Origin of the sequence: Gemmobacter caeruleus (genome assembly GCF_008271655.1) — a bacterium.
GTDB lineage: Bacteria > Pseudomonadota > Alphaproteobacteria > Rhodobacterales > Rhodobacteraceae > Gemmobacter > Gemmobacter caeruleus.
In genome coordinates, this window is the sequence record NZ_VKKX01000008.1 from 1 (window position 1) to 16,245 (window position 16,245).

Here is a 16,245-nt window from a genome sequence, read left to right on the forward strand (position 1 = left end):
GATATGCACCGTTATGTGTCCGACTTCGGTCCACAAGCCATTGAAAGACCAACCCATTTTGACGGTAGGACACATAAGAAAACGGGGCACAAAAGATCCATTATGTGGCGCGCCACATAATGGACCACGATCAGGGCGCTTGCGTTCAACATCAGCGCCCGCTTGATGATCTCGCGGGGATAGACTGGGACATGGTCCACAGTTCCGACCGCAAGCTGCTCGTCCGAGATGACGCGATTGCGTCGGTCGAGGTAGAGTACGTGGAAGCGCTCCACCTCGCCGCGTACCGTCAGCGCACAATAGTCGCGAACAGCCTGCCAGCTGCCAAGGACCGGGTTCTGGTTCAGATAGCGCCCGAGGATTTCGCGGGCCTCGAGGATGACGGTTTCTTCTTGCGGGGTCACGGTGAGTCTCCGAAAAATGAAAACGCCGACGCCACTGCCCTGTCGAAGGGCGAGCCGTCGGCGCAATTATGAAAAGCTGACCGCCCAACGGGCTTGGGCGGTCAAGCGGATGACGCGCGGCCTCAGCCGACCCGGTCGAGAAGCTTCTTGGCGCGGCCCTCCATGTCGAGGCGGGCATCTTGCTGGGTCTTATCGCGCGCAAGCCGCGTGATGCCCTGCACGAAGTCGAAGATGCTTTCGGGCGGACGACCCTCTTCCATCAGCACCTTCTCAATGATCTTGCCAGACTCAGCCTTGGAGAAGCCGCGTTTGCGCAGAAAGTCATCCCGGTCCTCGTCCGTCCGTGCGACGATCTGCTGCCGCGCAGCCTTGATCCCGTTCACGAAGCCCTGCGGCGAGGAATTGGCGAAGCGCGTAAGCGCCGGAGCTGCCTCATGGGCGAAGCGCGAGGCGGCGTATTTCGAGTGGCGGATTGTGATCTCCTGGAAATCCTCGACACCCCAAAGGTTGCGGTTCTGGCACACCGCCCGCAGGTAGAAGCTCGCCATGCCGAGGGTTTTCGCCCCCACCTCGGAGTTCCAGCAATAAAAGCCCCGGAAATAGAGATCAGGGGAGCCGTCCGGCAGGCGGCCCGCCTCGATCGGGTTGTGATCATCCACCAGGAACAGAAAGACATCGCGGTCAGAGGCATAGAGCGTGGTCGTGTCGCGGCTGATCTCGACATCGGGGTTGTAGACCCCGGTCGACCAGTCCAGCACGCCTGGCACCTTCCAGCGCGTGTCGCCCGTGCCATTGCCCGCGATGCGCTGCACCGCCTCGACCAGCTCATGGTCATGGATGCGGCCATAATCCGGACCGGTGACCGCGCGCAGCTCCGTGCGGCCGTCCTCGGTCTCAAAAGTCTTCACCTGCTCGGCGCGGTGGTTGGTCAGACCGTATTGCAGGTTGATCCCCGCCAGCGGCGCGGGCAGCTGGCGCAAGTAAGACGCCGGGGCACCGACGATGCTGGCAAGCTGGCCAAAGGCCCAATGCGTGGGCGCCACCGGTTCATGCGCTTTCGGCAGAACGAGGTGCAGCCGGTCGGCGCTGTCGCGCGCCGCCTCGACGCGAATGTCCGCCGTCTGCACCACGCGGCTGCGGCTGCGCTCGGAGCGACCCTTCACATTGGCCCAAAGATCATCGAGGGAAAGATACCGCTCGTCATCGGGGCGGTTGAACCATTCGGACGACACCCGCCCGTTCCGCTCCCCCCGGCTCACATCCACTTTCCAGCCACCAGACCGTACCGGTGCGACCGGATCCAGAACTTCCACAACGCCCATCGGCTATCTCCTGCGACGGGCGCCAGGAGCCACTCTCCCAGCCCTCAACCCGTCAACGGGAAACCTGCACTCCTCTCACTCTACGAGTCGCGATGGGCGGAAAGCGGACGGTCGGGTGAGCGGTGAGAACATCTTTCAGATGTGCCTACCGCCCCAGAATGTTAGGCCGCCGTCCACGTTCCACCCGCCTCATTCGAACGGACACACGCGCGGATGAAACGCATTCCTGCAAGTCCGTCCTCGGCGGTAGCCAGCGCTCGCGTCGACGCCAAGCCCTTACCTTCGATCAGATCCGCCGCATCTGCGTATAGAGTTGCGAACGCCTCCAGATAGCCCTCGGGATGGCCGGACGGTATGCGGCTTGGCGTTTGGGTCAAGCCGTCACCGCGGCGCAGCAGGCGGGTCGTGTCGCCAAGCGGGGTGAATTCGAGCAGATCGGGGTCTTCCTGATCCCATGCCAGCCCCCCCCTTTCGCCGGCGATGCGGAACCGCAGCGCGTTCTTGGTGCCAGAGGTGATCTGGCTTGCCCAGATCATCCCCTTCGCGCCGCCGTCGAAACGCAAGAGGACTGCCGCGTTGTCATCCAGTCGCCGTCCCGGCTCGAAGGCGGTGAGGTCGGCAAGAACGGCCTGAACTCCAAGCCCCGAAACAAATGTGGCGAGATTTACGGCATGCGTTCCGATATCCGCGATGCAGCCGCCCTCGCCCGACAAGCCGGGATCGGTGCGCCAGACGGCCTGTTTCTGCCCGCTCTGTTCCACGGGTCCGGCCAGCCAGTCCTGCAAGTATTCCACCTGCACGTGACGCACCGCCCCGATTGCCCCTTCGGCGATCATCCGGCGCGCCTCGCGCACCATCGGATAGCCTGTATAGGTCTGGGTCAGCACGAAGGGCACGGATGTTTCGGCTGCCAGGGCAGCCAGTTCCTCGGCCTCGGGAAGCGTCGCGGTCATCGGCTTGTCGCAGATCACTGCAATGCCTGCCCGCAGGAAGGCCGTCGCCACCTTGGCATGAAGGTGGTTCGGCGTGACGATCGCCACCGCAGCGATCCCGTCAGGACGGGCTGCCTCGGCCAAAGCCATCTGCGCGAAATCGGAATAGCTGCGGTCGGGCGCAATGCCGAGATCCGCCGCCGAAGCCGCGGCCCGTGCCGGGTCGGAGGACAACGCCCCCGCAACCAACTCCCACCGCCCATCCAGCCTTGCGGCCATGCGGTGGACCCCGCCGATGAAGGCCCCTTGTCCTCCGCCGACCATGCCCAGTTTCAGTGTCATGACCGGATCCCCAGCATCGCGTCCAGCACCGCCTGATCGGCCCTCCCGCCTGCGAAATCGTCGAAGGCCTGCCCCGTCACCTCGATCAGATGACGGGCGATAAAGAGCGCACCCTCGGCGGCACCCTGCGCCGGGGATTTCAGGAAGCACTCCCATTCCATCACCGCCCAGCCGCGATAGCCGTGCTGGGTCAGCCGCGTGAAGACGGCCGCGAAATCCACCTGCCCGTCGCCAAGGCTGCGGAAACGCCCCGCCCGTTCCGCCCAAGGCGAATAGCCGGAATAGACGCCCTGCCGACCATCGGGGCGGAACTCGGCGTCTTTGACGTGGAACGCCGAGATACGGTCGTGATAGATGTCGATGAAGGCCAGATAATCCATCGCCTGTAACAGGAAGTGCGACGGGTCGTAGTTGATCCTCGCGCGGGGGTGTTCCGCCACGGCGGACAGGAACCTCTCCCAGCTTGCGCCGTCGAACACATCCTCTCCGGGGTGCAGTTCGAAGCCAATATCGACACCCGCATCGTCATAGGCATCAAGGATGGGGGTCCAGCGGCGGGCAAGTTCGGCGAATGCCGTCTCGACCAGTCCGGCGGGGCGCTGCGGCCAAGGATAGAGATAGGGGAAGGCCAGCGATCCGGTGAAGCTGACCGTTCCCGAAAGCCCCAGACGCCGCGCCGCCGTTGCGGCCTTGGTCACCTGATCGACCGCCCATGCCTGCCGTGCGCCGGGATTGCGCCGCACCGTTTCCGGCGCGAAGGCATCGAAGGCCGCGTCATAGGCGGGATTCACCGCGACCAACTGTCCTTGCAAGTGCGTGGACAGTTCCGTGATGGCGATGCCCGCTTCGGCGCAAATGCCCACCACCTCGTCAGCATAGGTCTGACTTTCGGCGCAGAGGTCCAGATCGAACAACCGCCGATCCCAGGACGGGATCTGCACGCCTTTGTAGCCCAGCCCTGCCGCCCAGGCCGTGATCGCGGGCAGGCTGTCGAAGGGTGCATCATTCCCCGCGAATTGCGCCAGAAAGATGCCCGGACCCTTGATCGCACTGCCCGTCATGCCGCCCTCTCCGACAGCATGGTCAGGGGCCGGATCTCCACCGGACAGGCCAGCAGACGGTCAAGCTGCGAAACCAGCGGTTGCAGATGCGGCATCGCCAGATGCGCGTCCAGCGCCGCGCGGTCGGTCCAGTTCTCGTAGAAGACAAAGACGCAAGGATCGGCAGCATCGACGTGGAAGTCGTAGTTGATGCAACCCGCCTCGGCCCGCGTCGGCGCCACTAGCGCCATCAGCAGCGATGCCAGTTCCTCGCGCGTTTCCGTGCGGGCGGTGAGGGTTCCGATGATCGTATACATGGTCAGCCCCGCTTCTGGCTCAAGGCAACGGCAAGGATGATGATCGCGCCCTTGGCGATCAGCTGCTGGCTGAACTCCAGCCCCATCAGGATCAGCCCGTTGTTGATCATCCCGATCATCAACGCGCCGACGATGGTGCCGATGACCGTCCCCTTGCCGCCGAACAGGCTCGTCCCGCCAAGGACGGCCGCGGCGATGACCGACAACTCATCCCCTTCGCCAAGCTGGAAGCGGCCCGATTGCAGACGGCCAGCGTAAAGCATCCCGGCCAGAGCGGCAGCGCAAGAGGACAGGACCAGCACCTTGAACTTGATGCTGCGCGTGTCGATGCCGGAGTAGCGTGCGGCCATTTCGCCCCCGCCCGTCGCCAGAACCTTGCGGCCAAAGCCGGACCGGCGCAGCGCGACATGACCGACGCCCGCGATTACCGCCATCCAGAACATCAGGACCGGGATAGGGCCGACCGAGCCGCCCCCGAAGATCCAGGAATAACCGGGGGACAGGATCGGCACCGCCGCCGTGTCGGAAATCCACATGGCCACGCCCTTGGCGATGCCCATCATGGCAAGGGTCGTCAGGAAGGACGGAATGCCGATCCGCGTCGTGAGCCAGCCGTTGAACACGCCCACGGCCAGCCCTGTCGCCAACCCGGCAAGGACACCGCCAACAGGCCCGGCGACGGCAATCGCCATGGCAACCGTCACCGTGGTCAGCCCCGCCACCGCGCCCACCGACAGATCGATCTCGCCGGCCGACAGCACGAAGGTCATGGCCACCGCCATCACCGCGATCATCGCGGTCTGCCGCACGATGTTCAGCAGGTTGTTCGGGTTCAGGAACCCCTTGTCGTTCAGCGTCAGCGCAAAGACGACAAAGATCACCACGAAGCCGATATAGATGATGTTCTGCCGCCAATTGGCGAAGAATGCCCCGGCGGGGGCGGTTGCTGCCTTAGCCATGGCTGGCCTCCTTTACGGTCAGGGCTTTCTGGATTTCCACCTGAAGGCGGCGCTCGGCCGCTTGCAGGGCATGTTCGGGGTCGCGCTCCTCCGGATCGTCCAGATCGGCGCGGTCCAGCATCTGATGCGCGCGGCCATCCGCCATCACGAGGATGCGGTCGCAGGCCGTCAGCAGTTCCGACAGTTCCGAAGAGATGACGATGACGGCCTTGCCAGACTGCGCGAGGTCGCGCACCAGCCGGATGATTTCGGCCTTGGACCCGATATCGATTCCTGCCGTCGGTTCATCGAGGATCAGGATTTCCGGCTCCGTCGCCAGCCACTTGCCGATCACCACCTTCTGCTGGTTGCCGCCCGACAGCGCGGACACCGCATGGTCGCGGCTTGCCGTCTTGATCGACAGTCGGGCGATCATGTCCTCGGCGATGTCCCGCACGCGGGCACGGTCCACGAACCCCTTCGGCGCGATGCGCCCGATCACCGACATCACCATATTGTCGGCTACGCTATGGGCCGGGATGATGCCCTGCGTCGCCCGCGCCTCCGGCACCAGGGCGATGCCATGGGCCACGGCATCGGCGGGGCGGCGGATCGCCACTTTCGCGCCCTTGATGTGGATCTCGCCCGAAACGGCAGGTTCGATACCTGCAATCACGCGCGCCAGGGCGGACCGACCGGAGCCGAGCAGTCCCGCAAGTCCCAGCACCTCGCCCCGATGCAGCGCGAAGCTGACGTTTTCCGGTTTGTGCGGGCCGGTCACCTGCGCAAGGTCCAGCAGAACCTCGCCCCGCGACACGTCACCCCGCGCCACATCGGCCAGCCCCTTGGATTTCTTGCCGACGATATGTTCGATCATCACGTCGATGGGCAGATCGGCCAGCGGCGCGGTGATGACATGGCGGCCATCCCGCAGGATCGTGGCGCGGTCCGAGATGCGGGCGATTTCGTCCATGCGGTGGCTGACATAGATGATCGCCACGCCCTTGGCCTTGAGTTGCCGCAGGAAGACGAAGAGTCGTTCAACATCCGACACCGAAAGTGCGGTCGAGGGTTCGTCGAGGATCAGGACGCGGGCATCCTGACTGATCGCCTTCGCAATCTCGGTCAGCTGCTTTTGACCCGCCCCCAGATCGCCCACCAGCGCAGTGGGATCGACCTCGACCTGCAACATGTCGAAAATCGCCTGCGCCCGCCGGACGGAATCGGCATCGTCGATCATCCCGCGCGCATCGCGGGCTTCGCGGGTCAGGAAGATGTTCTGCGCCACAGTCAGCGTGGGGATCAGCGACATTTCCTGAAAGTTCATGGCGATCCCCGCCGCCCGCGCCGCTTCGGGCGAGTGGGCGGCCAGTTTCTGGCCACCAACCTCGATCTCGCCCTCCTCCGGCACGTGAACACCGTTCAGAACCTTGAGGATGGTGGATTTCCCCGCCCCGTTGCCGCCAAGCAGGGCGTGGACTTCACCGGCAAACACCTCGAAATCCACACCATCCAGCGCGCGAATGCCGCCGAAGGATTTGGAAATCCCCGTCATCCGCACGGCAACCGGGGCGGGGGCGGTCATTCCACCCGCTCCCACTTGCCGGTTTCACCCGACCGCAGCAGGGCATCGGCCACCAGTTCCGTCAGCAGACCGTCCTCGAAATTCGGGCTGGGCTGCTTGCCGCTGGCAATCGCGCTGAACAGGTCGAAGCATTCGACGATCTTCGTTTCCGAATAGCCGATGCCCAGACCGGGGATCGGCCACAGACCGCCGCCATAGGGATGGGCTGGACCAGTGTAGACCGTGCGGAAGCCGCGTGCATCGGCGGGGTCGTCGGCGAACATCACCTGCAACTCGTCACGGCGTTCGTAGTTGAAGTGGATCGACCCCTTCGTCCCGTGGATTTCCAGCGTGATGAAGTTGTTCCGACCCCATGCGTTGCGCGTGGCCTCCAGGCTGCCGATGGCCCCGTTGCCGAAGCGCAGCATCGACACCACCTCGTCATCCACATCCACCGGAGCACGTTCGGCATCAGCGGATTTCTCCGACGCACCCAGCTTGTCCACCCCGCCCTGCTGGATGGGGCGCGTCGTGACATAGGTCTTGGTCATGGCGATCACCTCGGCAATGGGACCGACGAGGTAATGCGCAAGGTCCACCACATGGGTCCCGATATCCCCCACCGTGCCCGACCCCGCGATCTTCTTCTGAAAGCGCCAGGACAGCGGCCCGTTCTCATCCGCCGACCAGTCCTGAAGGTAGGTGCCGCGGAAGTTCAGGATGCGGCCGATGCGGCCTTCCTCGATATATTTCTTGGCCAGCGCCACGGCGGGCGTGCGGCGGTAGTTGAAGGCCACCATGTGGATGATGCCTGCGGCCTTCGCGGCTTCGGTCATCGCGCGGGCCTCTTCCACGGTGCGGGCGAGGGGCTTTTCGCAGATGATGTGCTTGCCCGCCTTGGCCGCCGCAATGGCAATCTCGGCATGGACATTGTTCGGCGTGCAGATGTCGACCACGTCGATATCGGGCCGCGCGACGACGGCGCGCCAGTCGCTCGACGCCTCGTCGAACCCGAAACGGCGACGGGCTTCCTCGGCCGCCCCGTCGGTGACATCGACGACGACCTTGCGGTGCGGGATTGCCGGGGCGGGCCAGAAGAACATGGGCATCGAGGCATAGGCCATGGCGTGCGCCTTGCCCATGAACCCGCCGCCGATCATGGCAACGTTCATCACTTTGGTCATCGTCAGTCTCCGGTGCTGTGCGGGACGGGTTGTTGAGAAAGGGCCGGACCTTCACTGGCAGGGAGCAATTCCCCCGGCAAAGGCCCGGCAGGCGCGCGGGGTGATAGGGCACCCCGCGCGGCATCGCTTACTGCATCGAGGCTTTCACGTTTTCGGTCGCTTCGGTCGAATAGACCTGCTTCCACGCGTCCAACAGGTTCTCTTGGCTGACCGGCAGAGCAGGCAGCGCCACAAAGTCTGGCGCGTCCTTGCCCAGAAGGGCGTAACCGGCCAGCTTCGCCTCGACCACACCGGCGTCATAGGGACGCTGCGCGCCAAGGCCCTTGATGAAGCCGCCCTGCGCCATGCTGATGGCGACGTTTTCGCCAAGGTCGACGGTGGTGATGATCAGATCATCGCGGCCATTGGCGCGGGCGGCGGCCATCACGCCTTCGGCCGGAACGTCCCAGACCGCCCAGATGCCCTTGATGTTCGGGTTCGCGGTCAGCATCGCGCCAGCCGCCTTTTCCGCATCGCCCGAGAAGTCCGGCCCGCCGATCCCCTGTTCATCGACGATCTTGATGTTCGGGTAGTCGCTGGCGATCGTCGTCTTGAACCCATCATAGCGCTGCTTTGTTACGAAGAAGTCGGCGGCGTGGAACACCAGCCCGATTTCGCCCCCGTCAGGGCCAAGCGCCTTGGCCATCAGATGGGCTGCGGCGACGCCATTGCCGTAATTGTCCGCCGACACGATCGAGACATAGTCGGTCCCCGGAACGAAGCCCGTCGGGACGTTGTCCATGAACACGAGCTTGGCCCCGGCCTCATGCGCGGCGCGGTAGGCGGCGGCGGTGGCGGTGGGGTCGGTCGGGATCGACACGATGATGTCGGGCGACTGCGCCATGATGGTTTCAAGGTCGCTGACCTGCTTTTCGGGCTTGAAGCCCGCATCGGTCACGGCAATCACTTCGATCCCCATGGCGGCGAACTGGGTCTGCAGGCCGTTGATCTGCGCCTGGCTCCAATCGTTGCCGCCGTAATGCATCACGATGGCAGCGGTGGCGCCCATCTCCTTGATCTTGGCCAGCTCTTCATCGCTGAGCACGACATCCGAGGCCGGCGAGGGGTCTTCACCGCTCGGCCCCTTGGACAGGACGGTTTCCTGCAACTTGGCAAGCGCCGCGTCCGGATCCGCAAAGGCCGGGGCGGCGATCCCCATCAAAAGCGCAAGCGCGGTCGCCGAGCCCATGAGGCTGCGTCTGGTCATCATAACTTCTTCCTCCCAGAGAAGTGTCGGGGTTGCCCCCGTGTGGTGGGCAGGGCGTTCAGCCCGCGATTGCCCGGTTCAGGTAGTCCATGCTCAGCCGCGCCCCTTCGGCGGGGTCGAGCCAGGAGTCGAGTTCGGTGCAGACCCAGCCCGCAAAGCCCACATCCCGCATCGCCTGCAGGATCGGCCCCGTCGGCACATCGCCGCGGTCAAGCGGGGTGAAGGCAAAGGGTTCACGCTGGAAGCCCTTGAGATGAATGTAGGAAATCCGCTTCGCGTGGTCGCGGATCAGTTGCGCCGGATCACCACCGGCTGCGGCCAGATGCGCCGTGTCGGGGCAGAAATCGATGGCGGTCAGATCGAAGATCTTGGCCACTTCGGCAGGGCCTTCGACGATGGTGGACAGATGCGGGTGGTAATGCGCCCGCAGCCCCCGCGCCTCGGCCAGCGCCTTCACGCGGTCGAGGGCTGCGCCCAGCTTGTGATAATCCGACTCGCGCGTGCCGTCGAAACGCTTGGCCCCGCCGCCCACCACCAGATGCGGCGCGCCCAGTTCGGCGGCACGGTCGGCGGCGCGCGTCACGCGGGCCAGTTCCTCGGGCAGAATGTCGTCGAAGATGAAGTTCCCGCCCGCATAGGTGGCGACCAGTTCCAGCCCGTTGTCGGCCAGAAGCTTGCGCATCTCGGCGGCGCTGTAGTCCAGCAGGTTGCCGTCGAACAGCTCCACCCCGGCATAACCAGCGGCAGCGATGTCGGCGCAGGCGCGGTCCATATCGCCGAAGGTGCGGTAGGCCAGTTGCGTGATCGAGGTGACGCCCACGGCATCGCCCCCGAGACCCCCCCAGCAATTGGCGTGATAGGCCAGCTTCCACGCTGTCATTGGTATCCCCTCCCCGTGCCGCAGGCGGTGCGGGATGGCCCGCCTTGCCTGCTTTCCTGCCGGCCTCCTCTGACCGTGGCACTTTTGTTAGGCCTCAATTCCGCTTTGGTCAATAATAAATCTGCTTATGTCAGACTACTTCTGCATTTTTACAGCATAAGTTTTTTCTTGAACGGCAGAAGGCCGCCCTTTATCCCTGCTGAAACCCTGCAAGGACGCGATTTTGCCCCTGACCGCCCAGGTCCTGACCGAATCGTCCCGCCCCCGTGGCAAGGGACGGCCGCGCACGGTGGAAACCGCTGCGCCATCGCTGGTCGAACTCCTGAACCTCGTCCGCACGGGTGCCGCAAACACGCGGCAGGAACTGGAACGCCAAAGCGAATTCGGCCGCGCCGTGGTGGCGGATCGCCTGACGATGCTGGGCGATCTGGGACTGGTGGACGAAAGCGAACTGGGCACCGCCACGGGGGGCCGCGCCCCGCGTCTGGTGCGCTTTGCCGCGCGCCGCGCCGCGATCCTTCTTGCCACGCTCGACCAGACCGCGATCGGGGTGGGTGTGGCCGACCTGTCGGGCAAGCTTCTGACCGAACATCACGAAGCCGCCGACCTGACCGCCCCGCCCGCAGAACTGGCCGAGCGTCTGACAGCACTCTTCCGCTGGTCGATGGAGCGTCATGCACCGCAGGGCAGCATATGGGGTATCTCCCTCTCCGTCCCCGGTGCCGTTCAGGGCGCAACGGAGGGTGACTTCCTGACCGCCACGCCGCCTGTCCTTCCCGCCTGGGAAGGCTTCCCGCTGGTCGAGACGCTGACCCGCGATTTCGGCGTGCCGGTCTGGATGCGGTCCAGCGTCGAGACGATGACGATGGGCGAGCTGCACGCAGGCGCGGGGATCGGCACGCGCAGTATGCTTTTCCTGAAGGTCGGCCGCCGCATCGGGGCGGGCATCGTCTGCGACGGCCAGCTTTACCGTGGTGCGCATGGTGCAGCGGGTCTGATCGGATCGCTTCCGGTCACCTCAGGCGGGCGGAGCGGCCCACTCGATGCCCTCGCAGGATTGGACATGATCCAGAGCGAAGGTCTGGCCGCCGCACAAGACGGGCGCAGCCCCATGCTGGCCGACATCCAGCGCCGCGGGGGCGAGATCACGGCAATCGAAGTCTCACAAGCCGCACAGACCGGCGATCCCGCCTCGGTCGCGATCCTGACGGAGTCGGGCCACCTGATCGGGCAGGTCGTGGCGACGCTGGCCAATGCGCTGAACCCGGAACTGATCGTGCTGTCGGGGTCCATCGTGCAGACGAACGACATCCTCCTCGCCGCGCTGCGCGAGGCGGTCTATGGCGCATCGCATCCATTCGTCACCCGCGACCTGCGGATCATCCGGTCGCAGATGGGAAGTTCCGCTGGCTTGGTCGGCGCGGCCCGCGTGGCATCGGAACAGCTCTTCGCGCCCGCCTTCCTGAAGGAATGGGTGATGCAGGGCAGCCCCCTTTCCTATCCTGCCTTCACCGCCCTGCAGGATCGGCTTTCGCAAACCGCATCGCCCCCTCCGCCGCCAAGGGCGCGGAACGGACAGGAGCTTCCGAGATGACGATTTCCGGCCTCGGCCCGCATGGTGAACGCGCCGCCCCGCCCGAACGGGTCATCCTGCTGCCCGACGACCGCACCGCCGCTAAGGCCGCCGGATGGCGCGTTGCTGTGGTCCTGCACACCTTGGAAAGCGACTGGGCCAAGCAGCAACTTGCCGGCATGATGGGCATCTTCGGCGATTGCGGCGCGGCGGTGATCGACGTTGTGGATTGCGCCTTTTCCCCCGACATGCAGGTGTCCGAACTTGACCGGCTGATCTCTCAAAGCCCCGACGCAATCATTTCGCTGCCCGTGGCTAACGAACAGGTTGCGGCCGCGCATCGCCGGGTGTCCGAGGCGGGGATAAAGCTGGTCCTGCTCGACAACGCCCCGACCGGCCTGTTGCCGGGCAAGGACTATACGGCGCTGGTGTCGTCGGACAATTTCGGTCTGGGCAAGATCGCGGCAAAGGGACTTTCGGCGCATGTTCCCGACGGTGCGAAGGTCGGCGTCCTCGGCTTCGCCGCCGACTTCTTCGCCACGAACGAGCGCGAGATCGCCTTTACCAAATGGCTTCTGGTAAACCGCCCCGACATCATCCCGCGCATCCACCGCTTCGCACGGATCGAGGACGCTGCCGCAGCCGCGGATGATCTTCTGTCGGCGAACCCCGATCTGGCCGGGCTATTCGTCGTGTGGGATACGCCAGCCCTTGCCGCAGCCACCCGCCTTGCAGAACGCGGCGCGACGATGCCCGTGGCAACCGTGGACCTCGGAGAGGCCGCTGCCATCGCCCTCGCACAAGGCGACTCTTTCTGCTGCATCGCCGCCCAACAACCTTTCCTGCAAGGGATCGCAGCCGCGCAGACCGTGATCCTGTGCCTTCTCGGCCGCCCCGTTCCCGCCTGGATCGCCCTACCCGGCATTGGCGTCACACGGGACAACGTGGTCGAAAGTTTCCAGACGATCTGGCGGCAACCGGCCCCGCGCGAAGTGCTCCGCGTGCTGGGCCTGTCACGCGGCAAATGAAGGCCGGCATGGAAGCGATGCGACAGGCTCACCGGCGGATTTGAATCCGCCAAAGTTCCATTACGACTGTCCATCGACATATCGCCGCGACCGTCCGCTTTGGGCCGAAACTGTCGATCTTGTCCTTTGCCCCGGCAACCCGCGTACTAACGGGGCCTGAAACCCGGCGGGTTGCCCCGCCGGGCCTTAGGGAGACCCCGTTCTTTTCAGAACGGGATCTCGTCGTCGCGGTCGACCAGCTCGGGGTTTTCATTCTCGGTCGCTTTCGGGCGGCTGAGGAAGTCGACCTTCTCCGCGATGATCTCGCAGCCGTAGCGGTCAACGCCGGTTGCGTCGGTCCACTTTGTGTAGTGGATGCGGCCGTGGACCATGACCTTCATGCCCTTTTCGCAGTGCTCTGCGACAGTCTTGCCGAGACCGTTGAAGCAGGTGATGCGGTGCCATTCGGTGTCCATGACCCGGTAGCCGTTTTCGTCGCGGATCGCGCGACCTTCCGAAAGGCGGGGGCGCGAGGTGGCGAGGGTGAAGTTGGTGATCTTGGTGCCGCTCTGGGTGGCGCGGACTTCGGGCTTCTGACCGATGTTGCCGGCGAGGATGACGATGTTCTGCATGTTAAGCTCCTGTGTTTCCTGTCCCCGGGACCGTCCCTTCGACAAGACCCGAAAGAAGCCTGTCGGGTGAGGCGTGCACGGCTGGGCCAGCAGACCAGACGGAAACCCCCAAAGGTCCGGGGTGGAGCGGGCAGGTGCCGCGTTTCCAAAGAAACGCTAGCCAACACGGCCCAGACTGACGCGGGGTTGCGCGCATGAGGCCGAACAGGCTTAGGGGATTGTCAGTCGAAGGGATGGCACCGGGGACAGGAGTGATCGGAGGCACTTGCAGAACATGTCTTTCCTCGCCCTGATAAGACGGTAAGCCCGAAGTCCTTATCCCCATAGCGGCGGATCACCTCAGAGCCCCTTTCTTGCCATTCGCGCCTAAGCCCGATCGGAGTTGCGAGCCCGCGCCGTGACGGCTATCCCAAGGGCATCATTTTGGACACGAGGCACCCATGGCTGAATTCGACGTTGAGACACTGTCGCTCAAAGAGCTCAAGAGCCTGCAGAAGGATCTGGCCAAGGCCATTTCCTCATTTGAGGACAGGCAGAAAAGCGATGCCCGCAGCAAGCTCGAGATCATTGCCAAAGAGATGGGCTATTCCCTGGCCGACCTGATTGGCACCGAGGTGAAACCCACCCGTGCGCCCGCCGCCGCGAAATACCGCCATCCAGAAAACGCGGCCCTCACCTGGTCAGGCCGGGGGCGCAAGCCGCTGTGGTTTGTCGCGGCCCTAGAAGCAGGCAAATCGCCCGAGGACATGGCAGTCAACTGACCGCCTATGCGTGACCCAGCAGTGGGGCGTTCGTGTTATAGAAATCCACATTTGTGAACATGTCGCCTCGGTCATGTTTACAGAGCGCAGTTCTCCCAACATGAGAAAGTCCCCTGCCCTATCTGCTTCAGTTTCTTGCCACCGCCTTCCTTGGATTTCGGAATGCCGACAAGACGTCGGCGCAGTGGGCCTGTCAGGCTCTTGAGGGCAGACAGGCGAAAGGCCCGGAGGCGCGATAGCGCCGAGCCCGGGCCTTCTTAACGAGCGTGGGCATTACGCCCACGGGTCGATCTCAGCCAGCACCTGAACCTCATCGCCGTCGATTTCATCGGCGGGGACGGCACCAAAGGTTCCATCCCCTGCCTGAAAGACCACGATCGAAACCATGAGCGTGGCGGCGAGAGAGGCGGCGAAGGCGTGTGCATCTTTGCGGGACATCTGTTTTGGCTCCTGCTGGGAGGCGAGGGACCATCCCCCGCGCTGACAGGAACCCGCAGGCCCAAGGACGGTCTGACATCACCGGGTGCGTTCGGGCTTGCCCCGAATCCGGCCGGCGGCACGGGCTCGCCCCGTAGTCCGAGCCCTTGTGGCTTGATCTCGAAGACGGGCTTTGGGCCAAGGAAGGGACTGGCAAGCGGGGGATGGTACTTTGACACAAGGAGCCGAATTGTCCCGCTGATGCTCACCCCGCCAGCCTTGCAGACATGCTCTTAGTTAACCGAGGCCTTACTGGGGATGGAGCCTTTGGTGCCCCGCGCAGATGCACGGGAAAGGTTGGTGCTGGATGAGAGGCCCGCGTGCGGCGGGCCCCCTTGGTCTCTGAGAAGGCTCGGGCGGCGATGTCCGCCTTCTGTGCCCTCTACCGTGCGTTTTGAAATTGAGAGTTGGCTATTCGCCGCTGTCGCCTTCGCCCAGGGCGGCAAGCCGAGCAGGCAGGTCCATCCTGACATGCAGGAAGTCGACAACGATCATCCGGTCTGGCGCTGCGATAAAGACCACATAGTGCTGCCCGGACCGGGCATAGCGCAGGTTTTCGGGCAGCGACGGGTCAACCAGTCGACGGCAGTCTTTGGAAGGTGCGGCACCGTCTGCCAGTGCCTGGCACTTGTCGATGAGGTCTTCAGCATAAGCGTCCGCCTGCCGCTTGCCAAAAGTCTCGACTGTCCAGACCGCAATATCTTTCAGTGCGGCTTCTGCCTGCCGCGTCAACACCCATGGTTTTGGCATCAGGATGCGGACTTTTGCGCCGTTGCAAAGACCCGCCGGATTGCTTCTTCACCGGGTCCGCGCGCGAAAGCGCCTTCTCGGGCCTCTAGCACGCCACGTGTTAGCCGTGAGCGCAGGTCACGGAACTCGGCCTCTTCGCGCTCCAGCAAGCGCAAACCGGCCCGCAACGCCTCGGAGGCGTTCTGGTAGCGGCCCGAGGCAACCAAATCATCGATCAGCTTTGATTGGGGTTCGGTCAGCACAACGTTGCGGGTGGCCATGCAGTGATCTCCGTTTGATTGGCAATATATGCCAATGGCGCCTGTCTGTCGAGAGAGGCTCGGCCAAACCGCAAGACGGCAGTGGCCGAGCCAGAAATTAATCCCCTCAGGCGGCGATACCCGCCTCCCCTGCCCTATCGCGCTCATTGCCGACGATCTGCAGCCTCGCATTGCGATAGCCCTCCCTCGCGATCCAGAGCTCGGCCGCGGTAATGGATTCCGCCAGATGCAGCAGCTCGGTGTTGCCACCAAAGTCCAGAAGAACACGCACTTGTCCAGCTTTGGGTTCCTCAGCCACCTCGAAGACCAGCCGACTGTCAGCCGAATGGCTGCGCATGATGGTGACAAGGATGACCCCCTCTGAGGAGAAGTTGCCCTCATGCAGCGTGAAGGACGCCGGAGCCGTCCAGGTTGGATAAGGCCGCGGCGGTTCTTTCTTCACCAGGCGGCCAACACCGTTGGACCTTTCCCATGCCGCCAGCTTCTTGGTGAAGCGTGCGGGCGGTTTGGGACTGCCGTCGGTGTAACGAATAAGCGCGCCCAAGGGCGCTGTGTCGATTATTGTGGTTGCAGACATGATTCCTCATCCTGAATGCGAGCTTTCGCACTCATCATA

18 protein-coding genes are annotated in these 16,245 nt (G+C 64.1%); 3 read left to right on the forward strand and 15 right to left on the reverse strand.

The genetic code is table 11. The annotated features are described in order from the left end of the window. Nucleotides 1–11: 11 nt before the first annotated feature. The 10 genes from FOA17_RS01990 to FOA17_RS02035 form a co-directional block, all read right to left on the reverse strand. Entirely contained in the window at nt 12–404 is a 393-nt protein-coding gene (locus tag FOA17_RS01990) for a JAB domain-containing protein (RefSeq protein WP_149139834.1), read from the reverse strand. 122 nt (nt 405–526) lie between these two features. Beyond that, nucleotides 527–1,726 (reverse strand): DUF932 domain-containing protein, encoded by a 1,200-nt coding sequence (locus FOA17_RS01995; protein ID WP_149139835.1) that lies wholly within the window; start codon nt 1,724–1,726, stop codon nt 527–529. A gap of 161 nt (nt 1,727–1,887) precedes the next feature. Then, nucleotides 1,888–3,000 (reverse strand): Gfo/Idh/MocA family protein, encoded by a 1,113-nt coding sequence (locus FOA17_RS02000; protein ID WP_149139836.1) that lies wholly within the window; start codon nt 2,998–3,000, stop codon nt 1,888–1,890. Beyond that, nucleotides 2,997–4,061: a sugar phosphate isomerase/epimerase family protein gene (locus FOA17_RS02005; RefSeq protein ID WP_149139837.1), complete on the reverse strand. Its 1,065-nt coding sequence runs from the start codon at nt 4,059–4,061 to the stop codon at nt 2,997–2,999. Before FOA17_RS02005 ends, FOA17_RS02000 begins: the two co-directional genes overlap by 4 nt. Further along, complete coding sequence (locus FOA17_RS02010; protein ID WP_149139838.1) at nt 4,058–4,357, reverse strand: putative quinol monooxygenase; 300 nt, start codon at nt 4,355–4,357, stop codon at nt 4,058–4,060. Before FOA17_RS02010 ends, FOA17_RS02005 begins: the two co-directional genes overlap by 4 nt. Nucleotides 4,358–4,359: 2 nt before the next feature. Continuing rightward, a complete protein-coding gene (locus FOA17_RS02015; protein ID WP_058099354.1) occupies nt 4,360–5,316 on the reverse strand; it encodes an ABC transporter permease in 957 nt (318 codons plus the stop codon). Further along, the gene (locus FOA17_RS02020; RefSeq protein WP_149139839.1) at nt 5,309–6,880 is read right to left on the reverse strand and encodes a sugar ABC transporter ATP-binding protein; all 1,572 of its coding nucleotides are present in this window, start codon (nt 6,878–6,880) and stop codon (nt 5,309–5,311) included. The genes FOA17_RS02015 and FOA17_RS02020 overlap by 8 nt, the downstream gene beginning before the upstream one ends. Beyond that, complete coding sequence (locus tag FOA17_RS02025) at nt 6,877–8,043, reverse strand: levoglucosan dehydrogenase (RefSeq protein WP_149139840.1); 1,167 nt, start codon at nt 8,041–8,043, stop codon at nt 6,877–6,879. Before FOA17_RS02025 ends, FOA17_RS02020 begins: the two co-directional genes overlap by 4 nt. A gap of 127 nt (nt 8,044–8,170) precedes the next feature. Continuing rightward, the gene (locus FOA17_RS02030; RefSeq protein ID WP_149139841.1) at nt 8,171–9,289 is read right to left on the reverse strand and encodes a substrate-binding domain-containing protein; all 1,119 of its coding nucleotides are present in this window, start codon (nt 9,287–9,289) and stop codon (nt 8,171–8,173) included. A gap of 58 nt (nt 9,290–9,347) precedes the next feature. Then, nucleotides 9,348–10,169, reverse strand: coding sequence for a sugar phosphate isomerase/epimerase family protein (locus FOA17_RS02035; RefSeq protein ID WP_149139842.1), 822 nt, complete (start codon nt 10,167–10,169; stop codon nt 9,348–9,350). Between the two features lie 223 nt (nt 10,170–10,392). Here FOA17_RS02035 and FOA17_RS02040 point away from each other — a divergent pair, with 223 nt between their 5' ends. Next, entirely contained in the window at nt 10,393–11,763 is a 1,371-nt protein-coding gene (locus tag FOA17_RS02040) for an ROK family protein (RefSeq protein ID WP_203232254.1), read from the forward strand. Continuing rightward, nucleotides 11,760–12,770, forward strand: a complete 1,011-nt coding sequence (locus tag FOA17_RS02045) for a substrate-binding domain-containing protein (protein WP_149139843.1) — start codon at nt 11,760–11,762, stop codon at nt 12,768–12,770. The genes FOA17_RS02040 and FOA17_RS02045 overlap by 4 nt, the downstream gene beginning before the upstream one ends. Nucleotides 12,771–12,976: 206 nt before the next feature. On the opposite strand, the gene FOA17_RS02050 is transcribed toward FOA17_RS02045, so the two are convergent. After that, nucleotides 12,977–13,381 (reverse strand): single-stranded DNA-binding protein, encoded by a 405-nt coding sequence (locus FOA17_RS02050; protein ID WP_108437625.1) that lies wholly within the window; start codon nt 13,379–13,381, stop codon nt 12,977–12,979. 440 nt (nt 13,382–13,821) lie between these two features. Here FOA17_RS02050 and FOA17_RS02055 point away from each other — a divergent pair, with 440 nt between their 5' ends. After that, nucleotides 13,822–14,142, forward strand: a complete 321-nt coding sequence (locus FOA17_RS02055; RefSeq protein ID WP_149139844.1) for an H-NS histone family protein — start codon at nt 13,822–13,824, stop codon at nt 14,140–14,142. A gap of 273 nt (nt 14,143–14,415) precedes the next feature. On the opposite strand, the gene FOA17_RS19840 is transcribed toward FOA17_RS02055, so the two are convergent. The 4 genes from FOA17_RS19840 to FOA17_RS02070 all read right to left on the reverse strand — a co-directional run bounded on the left by FOA17_RS19840 (nt 14,416) and on the right by FOA17_RS02070 (nt 16,206). Next, nucleotides 14,416–14,580 (reverse strand): hypothetical protein, encoded by a 165-nt coding sequence (locus FOA17_RS19840; protein WP_174213678.1) that lies wholly within the window; start codon nt 14,578–14,580, stop codon nt 14,416–14,418. Nucleotides 14,581–15,030: 450 nt separating this feature from the next. Continuing rightward, entirely contained in the window at nt 15,031–15,369 is a 339-nt protein-coding gene (locus tag FOA17_RS02060) for a type II toxin-antitoxin system RelE/ParE family toxin (RefSeq protein ID WP_108437629.1), read from the reverse strand. Further along, the gene (locus FOA17_RS02065; protein ID WP_108437630.1) at nt 15,369–15,629 is read right to left on the reverse strand and encodes a type II toxin-antitoxin system ParD family antitoxin; all 261 of its coding nucleotides are present in this window, start codon (nt 15,627–15,629) and stop codon (nt 15,369–15,371) included. The genes FOA17_RS02060 and FOA17_RS02065 overlap by 1 nt, the downstream gene beginning before the upstream one ends. Before the next feature lie 106 nt (nt 15,630–15,735). After that, nucleotides 15,736–16,206 (reverse strand): hypothetical protein, encoded by a 471-nt coding sequence (locus tag FOA17_RS02070; RefSeq protein ID WP_108437631.1) that lies wholly within the window; start codon nt 16,204–16,206, stop codon nt 15,736–15,738. Between the last annotated feature and the right edge of the window lie 39 nt (nt 16,207–16,245).